Below are 11,339 nucleotides of genomic sequence, written 5' to 3' on the forward strand. Positions count from 1 at the left end.
GTCAGCCCTCCTGCTGCGTTTCTGCCGCTGCGGCGACCGCGCCGGCGTCCACCGGCTCGCCGCTCGGCGTCTCGGCCTGCTGCGCGATGGTGGTCGCGGCAGCCCGGCCGGCCTCGGTGCCACCGGCGGTCGTGCCGGACGAACCCGACCGGCCACGGCGCGGCCGCTCGGGACGCTCGCCGCGCTCACGGCGCGGGCGGGACGGACCGGCCTCGGCCGGAGCCTCCCGGCCCGGGACGGCGTCGCCCTTATAGATCCAGACCTTCACGCCGATCCGGCCGAAGGTGGTACGGGCCTCGAAGAAGCCGTACTCGATGTTGGCCCGCAGCGTGTGCAGCGGAACCCGGCCCTCGCGGTAGAACTCGGTCCGGCTCATCTCGGCGCCGCCGAGACGGCCCGAGACCTGCACCCGGATGCCCTTGCAGACCGGGTTCTTCATCGCGGACTGCATCGCCTTGCGCATGGCCCGACGGAAGCTGACCCGGCTGGACAGCTGCTCGGCGACGCCCTGGGCGACCAGCTGCGCGTCCGACTCGGGGCTCTTCACCTCGATGATGTTCAGCTGAACCTGCTTGCCGGTGAGCTTCTCCAACTCGCCCCGGATCCGGTCGGCCTCCGCACCCTTACGGCCGATGACGATGCCCGGCCGGGCGGTGTGGATGTCGACGCGGACCCGGTCCCGGGTGCGCTCGATGTCGACCTTGGAGATGCCGGCGCGCTCCAGGCCCTTGGACATCATCCGGCGGATCTTGACGTCCTCGCCGATGTAGTCCTTGTAGAGCTTGTCCGCGAACCAGCGGGACTTCCAGTCGGTCGAGATGCCGAGCCGGAATCCGGTCGGGTGAACCTTCTGACCCATTACTCGGCACCCTCCGTCGTGCTCTGCCCCTCGGCGGCCTCGGCCTGCTTGGCCGGAGCGGCCTTCTTCGCCGACTTCTTCGGCGCGGCCGGCGCCACCGCCTCAACCGCCACGGTGATGTGGCAGGTGCGCTTGCGGATCCGGTACGCCCGACCCTGCGCCCGCGGCCGGAACCGCTTCATGGTCGGGCCCTCGTCGACGAACGCCTCGCTGACGAGCAGCGCGTCGGGGTCCAGCCGCTCGTTGTTCTCCGCGTTGGCGATCGCGCTCGCGAGCACCTTGTACACCTGCTCGCTCGCAGCCTGCGGCGCGAACTGCAGCACCGTGAGCGCCTCCTTCGCGGGCAGGCCGCGGACGAGGTTGACCACCCGGCGCGCCTTCATCGGCGAGATGCGCACGTGCCGCGCAACCGCCCGCGCGCCCGGAAGCACCGGAGCGTCGCCCTTTCCTGGCATCGCTGTAACCCCTTGTTCCTCTATCCGTATGCCCGCGGCGTCAGCGCCGGCGGCTCTTCCGGTCGTCCTTCTCGTGACCCTTGAACGTGCGGGTCAGCGCGAACTCGCCGAGCTTGTGCCCGACCATGGCCTCGGTCACGAACACCGGGACGTGCTTGCGTCCGTCGTGCACGGCGATCGTGTGCCCGAGCATCTCGGGGATGATCGTCGAGCGCCGCGACCAGGTCTTGATGACGTTCTTCGAGCCCTTGTCGTTCTGCGTCTCCACCTTCTTGAGCAGGTGGTCGTCGACGAACGGGCCCTTCTTCAGGCTGCGAGGCATCTGTCAGCTCTCCTGTTAGCCGCGCTTGCGGGTGGCGTAGCGGCGGCGGACGATCAGCCGGTCGCTCGGCTGGCCCTTACGACGGGTGCGGCCCTCGGGCTTACCCTGCGGGTTGACCGGGTGGCGACCGCCGGAGGTCTTACCCTCACCACCACCGTGCGGGTGGTCGACCGGGTTCATCGCGACACCACGGACGGTCGGGCGCTTACCCTTCCACCGCATCCGGCCGGCCTTACCCCAGTTGATGTTCGACTGGTCGGCGTTGCCGATCTCGCCGACGCTGGCGCGGCAGCGCACGTCGACCCGCCGGATCTCACCGGACGGCATGCGGAGGGTCGCGTACGCGCCCTCACGGCCGAGCAGCTGGATGCCGACGCCGGCCGAGCGGGCCAGCTTGGCGCCACCGCCCGGACGCAGCTCCACGTTGTGGATCGTGGTACCGACCGGGATGTTGCGCAGCGGCAGGTTGTTGCCCGGCTTGATGTCGGCGCTCGGGCCCGACTCCACCGTGTCGCCCTGCTTCAGGTCCTTCGGCGCGATGATGTAGCGCTTCTCGCCGTCGGCGTAGTGCAGCAGCGCGATCCGCGCGGTGCGGTTCGGGTCGTACTCGATGTGCGCGACCTTCGCCGGCACGCCGTCCTTGTCGACCCGCTTGAAGTCGATCAGACGGTACTGGCGCTTGTGGCCGCCACCGTGGTGCCGCGTGGTGATCCGGCCGTGGGCGTTGCGACCGCCCTTCTTCGGCAACGGAGCCAGCAGCGACTTCTCGGGCGTCGACCGGGTGATCTCGGCGAAGTCGGCGACACTCGAGCCACGCCGGCCCGGCGTCGTCGGCTTGTACTTACGGATAGCCATTGTCTACACCCCTCAGCTGACCGGGCCGCCGAAGGCCTCGATACGGTCACCGTCAGCCAGCTTCACGATCGCCCGCTTGGTGGCCTTGCGCTGACCGAAGCCGGTCTTGGTGCGCTTGCGCTTGCCCTCACGGTTGAGCGTGTTGACCGTCAGGACGCGGACGTTGAAGATCTGCTGGATAGCGATCTTGATCTCGGTCTTGTTCGCGTCCGGGTGCACCAGGAAGGTGTACCAGTTGCGGTTCAGCTCGCTGTAGCTCTTCTCCGAGACGACCGGCGCGACGATGATGTCGCGCGGATCGGCGATCGTGCTCACTTGCCACCCTCCTCGGTGGTCTCGGCGGGAACGCCCAGGAACTCGTCCAGGGCCTCCGTGGTGAAGACCACGTCGTCGGCGACCAGCACGTCGTACGTGTTGAGCTGGCCGGCCTCGATCAGGTGCACCCGCGGCTCGTTGCGCAGCGACACCCAGTTCAGCTCGTCGGTGCTGCTCAGCACGACCAGGACGCGACGGGCATCGGTCAGCTTCGCGAGCGTGGCCAGCGCGGCCTTGGTCGACGGCTTCTCGCCCGAGACGAACGCCTCGACGACGTGCACCTGGCCGGCGCGGGCCCGGTCGGAGAGGGCGCCACGCAGGGCGGCGGCCTTCATCTTCTTCGGGGTGCGCTGGCTGTAGTCGCGCGGCACCGGGCCGTGGACCACGCCACCGCCGGCGAACTGCGGCGCGCGGGTCGAGCCCTGGCGGGCACGACCGGTGCCCTTCTGCTTGTACGGCTTCTTGCCTCCACCGGAGACCTCGCCGCGGGTCTTGGCCTTGTGCGTGCCCTGCCGGGCCGCCGCGAGCTGAGCCACCACGACCTGGTGCATCAGCGCGATGTTGGCCTGGGCGTCGAAGATGTCGGCCGGCAGCTCGACGGAGCCGCTCTTGGTGCCTTCGACGCTGAGGACGTCAACGGTGGTCACTTGGCCGCACCGCCCTTCTTCGCCTTGCTCTTGGCCGCGGTGCGGACCAGGACCAGCGCGCCCTTGGGGCCGGGGATGGCGCCACGGACGAGCAGGAGGTTGTTCTCGGTGTCGACCGCCTGGACGGTCAGGTTCTGGACGGTGTAGCGCACGCCACCCATCCGACCCGCCATCCGGGTGCCCTTGAAGACGCGACCCGGGGTCGCGCACGCGCCGATGGAGCCCGGCGAGCGGTGCTTGCGCTCGACACCGTGGCTGGCGCGCAGACCGTGGAAGCCGTGCCGCTTCATCGGGCCGGCGTAGCCCTTGCCCTTGGTCTTGCCGGTGACGTCGATGGTGACGCCGGCCGGGAACTCCTCGACCGTGACCTCCTGGCCCAGCGAGTAGTCCGCGGCGTCGACGGTGCGCAGCTCGACAATGTGCCGGCGCGGCGCGACGTCCGCCTTGGCGTAGTGCCCGGCGACCGGCTTCTTGACCTTGCGCGGGTCGATGGCCCCGTACGCCAGCTGGACCGCGGAGTAACCGTCCTTGTCGGCGCTACGAACCTGGCTCACGACGCACGGGCCGGCCTGAACCACGGTCACCGGGACAACACGGTTGTTGTCCCAGACCTGGGTCATGCCGAGCTTGGCGCCCAGGATCCCCTTGACTTGCCTGTCCATTTGTCCGGTCCCTACAGCTTGATCTCGATGTCGACGCCAGCCGGCAGGTCGAGGCGCATGAGCGAGTCGACCGTCTTCGGGGTCGGGTCGATGATGTCGATCAGCCGCTTGTGCGTGCGCATCTCGAAGTGCTCGCGCGAGTCCTTGTACTTGTGCGGCGAGCGGATAACGCAGAAACGGTTGATCTCCGTGGGCAGCGGCACCGGGCCAGCGACCTGCGCCCCGGTACGCGTCACCGTCTCGACGATCTTCCGAGCCGAGGAGTCGACGACCTCGTGGTCATAGGCCTTGAGCCGGATGCGGATCTTCTGTCCCGCCATGGTGGCTTCTGTTCCTTCTCTCGATGCCGCTGTGTTGCGGGCGCCTGCACCGGCTGGCACAGGCCCACTTCCGCCGACCCCCGCGGTCGGGCGTGTCGCGCCCGTGGGCCGGGCTCCGCCCCGGGACTCCGGAGCGGTTCTCCGACCACGCGGTGGGTCATGGCGCCGATCGCGTTGCCGCGACCTGGACGCCGCGCGAGGGTGGTTGACCGCCAGGGGCGATCAACCACCCTACGCGAGACTGTCGGTCACCCGGAGGTCCAGCAGACACCGGACGCAGGCGACTGACCGTCGTTACGCAACCTGATTAGTATGCCGCACGACCGGCGGCGACGCTAATCGGGGTTACCCAGCTCACTTGATGATCTTGGTGACGCGACCCGCGCCGACCGTACGGCCACCCTCCCGGATCGCGAACTTGAGGTTCTCCTCCATCGCGATGGGCTGGATCAGCTTCACGGTCATCGTGGTGTTGTCGCCCGGCATGACCATCTCGGTGCCCTCAGGCAGGGTGACGACACCGGTGACGTCCGTGGTCCGGAAGTAGAACTGCGGACGGTAGTTCTGGAAGAACGGGGTGTGGCGGCCACCCTCCTCCTTGGAGAGGATGTAGACCGTCGCCTCGAACTCCGTGTGCGGGGTCGTGGTGCCCGGCTTGATGACGACCATGCCGCGCTCGACGTCCTCGCGCTTGATGCCGCGGAGCAGCAGACCGACGTTCTCGCCCGCGCGGGCCTCGTCGAGCAGCTTGCGGAACATCTCGATGCCGGTGCAGGTGGTCTTCATCGACTTCTCGCGGATGCCGACGATCTCCACCTCCTCGTTCGGCTTGAGGATGCCGCGCTCGGCGCGACCGGTGACCACGGTGCCGCGGCCGGTGATGGTGAAGACGTCCTCAATCGGCATGAGGAACGGCTTCTCGGTCTCGCGCTCCGGCTGCGGGATCGCGGTGTCGACGGCGTTCATCAGGTCCAGGAGCTTCCCGGTCCACTCCGGGTCGCCCTCGAGGGCCTTCAGCGCCGAGACCCGGACGACCGGCAGGTCGTCACCCGGGTACTCCTGCGAGGAGAGCAGCTCGCGGACCTCGAGCTCAACGAGCTCCAGGAGCTCCTCGTCGTCGACCATGTCGCTCTTGTTGAGCGCCACGACGATGTACGGCACGCCGACCTGACGGGCCAGCAGCACGTGCTCGCGGGTCTGCGGCATCGGGCCGTCGGTCGCCGCCACCACCAGGATCGCGCCGTCCATCTGGGCGGCACCGGTGATCATGTTCTTGATGTAGTCGGCGTGACCGGGGCAGTCGACGTGCGCGTAGTGACGCGCCTCGGTCTGGTACTCGACGTGCGCGATCGAGATCGTGATGCCGCGGGCCTTCTCCTCCGGCGCCTTGTCGATCTCGTCGAACGGCGTGTACGGGTTCAGGTCCGGGTACTGGTCGTGCAGGACCTTGGTGATGGCCGCCGTCAGCGTCGTCTTACCGTGGTCGATGTGACCAATGGTGCCGATGTTGACGTGCGGCTTAGTCCGCTCGAACTTCGCCTTCGCCACTGGTGTCCTCCTGTGGACTTTCTTGGTTCGTTCGCCCCGGCGCGCCGGGTCGGCGCTTAGGACTCTGTCGACAGCCTTTCCGACCTGACGGCCGGAGAGCCTTTGTGGGTTCTGCGGCGATGAAGCCTACAGGCCCGGATTCACACAACTCGCCCGAGGTGGCCGCGGGCGGGAGATCCCTCCCGCGACCAGCCCCGGCTCATCGGATCAGCTCAGGTGAGCGTCACTCACCAGTCGCCTTGGCGATGATCTCCTTCGCCACGCTCTGCGGAACCTCGGCGTAGGAGTCGAACTGCATGCTGTAGCTAGCCCGGCCCTGGGTCTTCGACCGCAGGTCGCCGACGTAGCCGAACATCTCCGACAACGGCACCAGAGCCCGGACGATGCGAGCGCCGTGACGCTCCTCCATCGCCTGGATGATGCCGCGCCGGGAGTTGAGGTCGCCGATGACGTCACCCATGTTCTCCTCCGGAGTGGTGACCTCAACAGCCATCATCGGCTCGAGCAGCGCGGGGTCGGCCTTGCGGGCCGCCTCCTTCATCACCATCGAACCGGCGATCTTGAATGCCATTTCCGACGAGTCGACCTCGTGGTACTGGCCGTCCAGCAGCGTCAGCTTGACACCCACCAGCGGGAAGCCGGCGAGAATGCCGTACTGCATCGCGTCCTGGGCACCCGCGTCCACCGAGGGGATGAACTCCCGGGGGATGCGGCCACCGGTGACGGCGTTGGCGAACTCGTAGGTCGGCGAGTCGTTGTCCAGCGGCAGCGGCTCGATGCTCACGATCACGCGGGCGTACTGGCCGGAACCACCGGTCTGCTTCTTGTGGGTGTACTCGACCTTCTCCACCGTGCGGCGGATGGTCTCGCGGTACGCCACCTGCGGCTTACCGATGTTCGCCTCGACGTTGAACTCGCGGCGCATCCGGTCGACCAGGATGTCCAGGTGCAGCTCGCCCATGCCGGAGATGACCGTCTGGCCGGTCTCCTCGTCCAGCTTGACGCGGAAGGTCGGGTCCTCCTCGGCCAGCCGCTGGATGGCGGTGCTGAGCTTCTCCTGGTCGGCCTTGGTCTTCGGCTCGATGGCGACCTCGATGACCGGCTCCGGGAAGGTCATCGACTCCAGGATGACCGGGTTCGCCGGGTCGCACAGGGTGTCACCGGTGGTGGTCTGCTTGAGACCCTGGACCGCAATGATGTCGCCAGCCTTGGCGGAGCTGCGCTCCTCCCGCTTGTTGGCGTGCATCTGGTAGATCTTGCCGATCCGCTCCTTGCGGTCCTTGGTGGAGTTGACCACCTGGGTCCCGGACTCGACCACGCCGGAGTAGACCCGGACGTAGGTGAGCTTGCCGAGGTGCTTGTCGGTCTGGATCTTGAAGGCCAGACCCGAGAACGGCTCCGAGGTGGACGGCTTCCGCTGCATCGGGGTCTCGCCGTCGGTCGCGGTGCCCTCGATGGCCGGGATGTCCAGCGGCGACGGCAGGTAGGCGACCACCGCGTCGAGCATGGGCTGGATGCCCTTGTTCTTGAAGGCGGTGCCGGTGAAGACGGGGTTGGCCTTGCCGGCGATGGTGGCCCGGCGGATGGCGGCCTTGATCTCCTCGACGGAGATCTCCTCGCCCTCCAGGTACTTCTCCATCACCGCGTCGTCGACGTCGGCGAGGGTCTCCATCAGCTTCTCGCGCCACTCCGCGGCGGAGTCGGCGAGGTCGGCCGGGATCTCCTCGATCGCGTAGTCCTCACCCTTCTGGGTCTCGCCGCGCCAGGTGAGGGCCCGCATCTCGATCAGGTCGACCACACCGATGAAGTCGGCCTCGGCGCCGATCGGGATCTGGAGCACCAGCGGGGTGGCGTTGAGCCGGTCGATCATCATCTGCACGCAGCGGAAGAAGTCGGCGCCGGTCCGGTCCAGCTTGTTGACGAAGCACATCCGGGGGACGTTGTACTTGTCGGCCTGGCGCCAGACGTTCTCCGTCTGCGGCTCCACGCCGGCGACACCGTCGTAAACAGCCACCGCACCGTCCAGGACCCGCAGCGACCGCTCGACCTCGACGGTGAAGTCGACGTGGCCGGGCGTGTCGATGATCTGGATCGTGTGGCCCTTCCACTCACACTTGGTGGCAGCGGAGGTGATGGTGATACCACGCTCCTGCTCCTGCTCCATCCAGTCCATTACGGCAGCGCCCTCGTGGACCTCACCGATCTTGTACGTGATACCGGTGTAGAACAGGATCCGCTCGGTGGTCGTGGTCTTACCGGCATCGATGTGCGCCATGATGCCGATGTTGCGTACGTTGGCGAGCGCGTCTGCGGCGGCCACTTCAATCCCTACTTATCGTCGTCTCGACACAACTGGTGGCGGTTCCGGCGCCTCGTGGGCGCCGGAACCAGGGTGTTACCAGCGGTAGTGCGCGAAGGCCTTGTTGGACTCGGCCATCTTGTGCGTGTCCTCGCGCCGCTTGACGGCGGCACCAAGGCCGTTGCTCGCGTCCAGCAGCTCGTTCATCAGCCGCTCGACCATGGTCTTCTCGCGCCGGGCGCGGGAGTAGGTGACCAGCCAGCGCAGGCCCAGGGTGGTCGCCCGGGCGGGCCGGACCTCGACCGGGACCTGGTAGGTGGCGCCACCGACGCGGCGGCTGCGCACCTCGAGGGTCGGCTTGACGTTGTCCATCGCCCGCTTCAGGGTGACGACCGGATCGGTGCCGGACTTCTCGCGGCAGCCCTCGAGGGCGGCGTACACGATGCTCTCGGCGAGCTGGCGCTTGCCGCGCAGCAGGATCTTGTTCACCAGCTGGGTGACCAGCGGCGAGTTGTACACCGGGTCAGCGACCAGCGGCTTCCGCGGAGCGGGTCCCTTACGCGGCATGTCAGCTCTTCTCCTTCTTCGCGCCGTAGCGGCTGCGCGCCTGCTTGCGGTTGCGGACACCCTGGGTGTCCAGCGAACCGCGGACGATCTTGTACCGCACGCCGGGGAGGTCCTTCACCCGGCCACCGCGGACGAGCACGATCGAGTGCTCCTGCAGGTTGTGGCCGACACCCGGAATGTAGGCGGTCACCTCGATCTGGCTGCTGAGCTTGACACGAGCGACCTTGCGCAGCGCCGAGTTCGGCTTCTTCGGGGTGGTGGTGTACACGCGGGTGCACACGCCGCGCCGCTGGGGGGACCCCTTGAGCGCCGGGGTCTTGGTCTTGGTCGTCTTGGCCTGGCGGCCCTTTCGGACCAACTGCTGGATGGTGGGCACCGGGTTTCTCCGCTCCCTTCGGCCGCTGCGAGGCGACCGCGCTGTCTGCTCGTTAGCCGACCTGATGGACGGCTCTCCTACATTCCAACCAGGGCCACCTGACGGCGGTCCCAGCACCCGCGGTCGGGCGTGTCGCCCGGGTCACGGTCCCGGTGCGCCGCTCGCGCGTCGTACCGGGTTTCTGTCACCGGCGCAGGAAATTCCAAACACCGGATCTTGGACTTGGTCGTGCCGCCGCACGATCACCGGAGTCCCGGCGCCTGCGCACGCACGCATTGCCCGGGCATGCCCGGGCACAAGGGGAAAGGGTACCTACCACAGCCGCGCAGGTCAAAACGGAGCGGCCCGGTTGAACCGCCTCGCGGTCCGCCGGCCGATCGCCTCTTCCCTGCCCGCCCACGACGGGCTCCTACGGTGACAAGTGTACCGGCTTCGCCACGCATCGCCCCGGGGGCCCCGGTTCCGCCCGAACGGCGGACTCCCCCGCCGCGGCGGTCTTCCCTGGTCGCCCGGCAGACCGGCCGCCGGACTCCGCTCACGTGAGCTGCACCACCAGCGCCACCCCGAGCCCGAGCAGGCTGAGCAGCAGCCCGACCCCCCCGCAGCTGAGACCGGCCACGGCCAGTCCCCGCCCGGTGAACCGGACCCCCGGCGGCGGTGCCGGGCGCCGGATCTGCCGGCGGCCCAGCAACCCGGTCACGATGGCGGCGCCGCCGGCGAGCGCACCGAGCACCGTGAACGCCCCGGCCGCCCAGGCGCCGCCGAGGTTAGGCCCGGCGATGCCGAAGCAGAAGACCAGCAGCGAGACCAGGATCGAGGCGATCCCGGCGACCAACGAGCCGATGGCGAGCCCCGAGGTCACCGGGGCGACGTCCAGGTGGACCACGCCGAACGGGGTGCCGGGGACCGGGTCGACCCGCTTCGGCGGGCGCGGGGCCTCCTGCGGGGGCGGCGGCAGCACCCCCGGCCGCGGACCGGCCGCCGGCGGCGTCGGAGCCCAGGCTCCGCCGGGCGGCACGCCGCCCGGGCCCGCCCACCCGCGGCCGGGCACCGGCGGGGTTCCCGGGTACGCCCCGGGCCCCGCCCAGCCGGCGGAGGCGGGCGGCGGCCCGTGGTGCGGTCCGGGGCCGGCCGGAACGGGGGGCCCGGCATAGGGCGGAGCCGGCCGCTGGCCGGGCGAGGCACCCGGGACCGACGCCCCGACCGGCGGGTACGGGCCGCCGGGCGGCCACGGCCCCGGCGGGGAGGACTGCGGGGCGGCCGGCGGCGGGGCGTACCCCGGGCTGGTGACCTCCGGCGACGCGCTCGGCCCCTCGTCCGGTCCGACCCTCGGCGCGGCCCACGGGCTGGTGGGGTCCGGGCCCGGCGTCGGCGCGGCGGCCTCTGGCCCGGCGACGGACCGGGTCGGGTCGTCTCCCGGCGGTGGGGCCGGCTCCGTCACGTGGTCCTCCTGTCGACATGGGCTCACCCGCCGCGCGGCGGACACCGGCCAGGCTACCGTCGCGGGTCCCGCCGCCGGGCCCGGGCGCGGCGCCGCTCCCCCGCCCGGTCAGTCGACGTTCGGGGGATAGTCGTGCCCGAAGGGGCTGTCCGCGAGCCGGACCACTCCGATCACCACGGCCACCACCACCGCGACCGCGCACAGCACCAGGCCCATCCAGGCCAGCCGCTCCCCGCGCCGTAGCCAGTCCGCACCGGTGAGGAACCCGCCCGAGGCGTACGCCTCCCGCCGGGCCTGGCGGGCGAGCCACAGGGCGATGGTCGACGGCACCACCCCGCCGATGAACAGCCCGGTCAGCCCACCGATCAGCCCCAGGGCGAAGACGGCGCGGGCCTTCGTCGAGCGGACCGGCTCAGGATCGAGCGGATGGCGCGGCCCCTGCTGGGCGACGGGCACCTGCCCGGGCGCGGTCGTCATGCCGTCCATCATGCCCCGGCCCGCCGCACCCGACACTCAGGAGGAGCAGACCGTCAACCGGTCGCCGGCACCAGCGCCACGCCCGACGGGAGACCTGGCCGCGGACGCGACGAGGCCCCCGGCGGGGGCGGTTTCTGGGGGTCCTCGCAACACCTGGTGGCTTAGAGCGACCGGCGATAGGTGTCACTTGAGCCTG

The 11,339-nt window shown here is 69.6% G+C and carries 14 protein-coding genes; all 14 read right to left on the reverse strand.

All coding sequences use genetic code 11. The features are described 5' to 3' along the window. Position 1: 1 nt before the first annotated feature. The 14 genes from rpsC to A6A27_RS13640 all read right to left on the reverse strand — a co-directional run bounded on the left by rpsC (position 2) and on the right by A6A27_RS13640 (position 11,143). Positions 2-859, reverse strand: coding sequence for a 30S ribosomal protein S3 (gene rpsC / locus A6A27_RS13575; protein WP_073834928.1), 858 nt, complete (start codon positions 857-859; stop codon positions 2-4). Next, a complete protein-coding gene (gene rplV / locus A6A27_RS13580; RefSeq protein WP_073834929.1) occupies positions 859-1,314 on the reverse strand; it encodes a 50S ribosomal protein L22 in 456 nt (151 codons plus the stop codon). Before rplV ends, rpsC begins: the two co-directional genes overlap by 1 nt. 40 nt (positions 1,315-1,354) lie before the next feature. After that, on the reverse strand, positions 1,355-1,636 hold the full coding sequence (gene rpsS / locus A6A27_RS13585) for a 30S ribosomal protein S19 (RefSeq protein ID WP_007073032.1): 282 nt from the start codon (positions 1,634-1,636) through the stop codon (positions 1,355-1,357). Between the two features lie 15 nt (positions 1,637-1,651). After that, entirely contained in the window at positions 1,652-2,491 is an 840-nt protein-coding gene (gene rplB, locus A6A27_RS13590; protein WP_073834930.1) for a 50S ribosomal protein L2, read from the reverse strand. 12 nt (positions 2,492-2,503) lie between these two features. Further along, on the reverse strand, positions 2,504-2,806 hold the full coding sequence (gene rplW, locus A6A27_RS13595) for a 50S ribosomal protein L23 (protein WP_073834931.1): 303 nt from the start codon (positions 2,804-2,806) through the stop codon (positions 2,504-2,506). Continuing rightward, positions 2,803-3,453, reverse strand: a complete 651-nt coding sequence (gene rplD, locus A6A27_RS13600) for a 50S ribosomal protein L4 (protein WP_073834932.1) — start codon at positions 3,451-3,453, stop codon at positions 2,803-2,805. Before rplD ends, rplW begins: the two co-directional genes overlap by 4 nt. Beyond that, positions 3,450-4,115: a 50S ribosomal protein L3 gene (gene rplC, locus A6A27_RS13605; protein WP_073834933.1), complete on the reverse strand. Its 666-nt coding sequence runs from the start codon at positions 4,113-4,115 to the stop codon at positions 3,450-3,452. The genes rplD and rplC overlap by 4 nt, the downstream gene beginning before the upstream one ends. 11 nt (positions 4,116-4,126) lie before the next feature. Next, a complete protein-coding gene (rpsJ, locus tag A6A27_RS13610; RefSeq protein WP_007073037.1) occupies positions 4,127-4,435 on the reverse strand; it encodes a 30S ribosomal protein S10 in 309 nt (102 codons plus the stop codon). A 354-nt stretch (positions 4,436-4,789) separates the two neighbouring features. After that, complete coding sequence (gene tuf, locus A6A27_RS13615) at positions 4,790-5,983, reverse strand: elongation factor Tu (RefSeq protein ID WP_073834934.1); 1,194 nt, start codon at positions 5,981-5,983, stop codon at positions 4,790-4,792. A 223-nt stretch (positions 5,984-6,206) separates the two neighbouring features. Continuing rightward, entirely contained in the window at positions 6,207-8,303 is a 2,097-nt protein-coding gene (gene fusA / locus A6A27_RS13620; RefSeq protein WP_073834935.1) for an elongation factor G, read from the reverse strand. 75 nt (positions 8,304-8,378) lie between these two features. Further along, a complete protein-coding gene (gene rpsG / locus A6A27_RS13625; protein ID WP_073834936.1) occupies positions 8,379-8,849 on the reverse strand; it encodes a 30S ribosomal protein S7 in 471 nt (156 codons plus the stop codon). 1 nt (position 8,850) lies between these two features. Next, positions 8,851-9,225 carry a 30S ribosomal protein S12 gene (gene rpsL, locus A6A27_RS13630; protein WP_007465318.1) on the reverse strand — a complete coding sequence of 125 codons (375 nt, stop codon included), beginning with the start codon at positions 9,223-9,225 and terminating at the stop codon, positions 8,851-8,853. A 535-nt stretch (positions 9,226-9,760) separates the two neighbouring features. Continuing rightward, a complete protein-coding gene (locus A6A27_RS13635) occupies positions 9,761-10,186 on the reverse strand; it encodes a hypothetical protein (protein ID WP_073834969.1) in 426 nt (141 codons plus the stop codon). A 588-nt stretch (positions 10,187-10,774) separates the two neighbouring features. After that, positions 10,775-11,143 (reverse strand): hypothetical protein, encoded by a 369-nt coding sequence (locus A6A27_RS13640; protein WP_073834937.1) that lies wholly within the window; start codon positions 11,141-11,143, stop codon positions 10,775-10,777. Between the last annotated feature and the right edge of the window lie 196 nt (positions 11,144-11,339).

This window comes from Micromonospora sp. CB01531 (assembly GCF_001905095.1).
Classification (GTDB): Bacteria; Actinomycetota; Actinomycetes; order Mycobacteriales; family Micromonosporaceae; genus Micromonospora.

What these genes read in the sequence shown, in the direction of transcription:
- rpsC (WP_073834928.1), bottom strand. Translation starts at nt 859, where the DNA reads ATGGGTCAGAAGGTTCACCCGACCGGATTCCGGCTCGGCATCTCGACC.
- rplV (WP_073834929.1), bottom strand. Translation starts at nt 1,314, where the DNA reads ATGCCAGGAAAGGGCGACGCTCCGGTGCTTCCGGGCGCGCGGGCGGTT.
- rpsS (WP_007073032.1), bottom strand. Translation starts at nt 1,636, where the DNA reads ATGCCTCGCAGCCTGAAGAAGGGCCCGTTCGTCGACGACCACCTGCTC.
- rplB (WP_073834930.1), bottom strand. Translation starts at nt 2,491, where the DNA reads ATGGCTATCCGTAAGTACAAGCCGACGACGCCGGGCCGGCGTGGCTCG.
- rplC (WP_073834933.1), bottom strand. Translation starts at nt 4,115, where the DNA reads ATGGACAGGCAAGTCAAGGGGATCCTGGGCGCCAAGCTCGGCATGACC.
- rpsJ (WP_007073037.1), bottom strand. Translation starts at nt 4,435, where the DNA reads ATGGCGGGACAGAAGATCCGCATCCGGCTCAAGGCCTATGACCACGAG.
- rpsG (WP_073834936.1), bottom strand. Translation starts at nt 8,849, where the DNA reads ATGCCGCGTAAGGGACCCGCTCCGCGGAAGCCGCTGGTCGCTGACCCG.
- A6A27_RS13640 (WP_073834937.1), bottom strand. Translation starts at nt 11,143, where the DNA reads ATGACGACCGCGCCCGGGCAGGTGCCCGTCGCCCAGCAGGGGCCGCGC.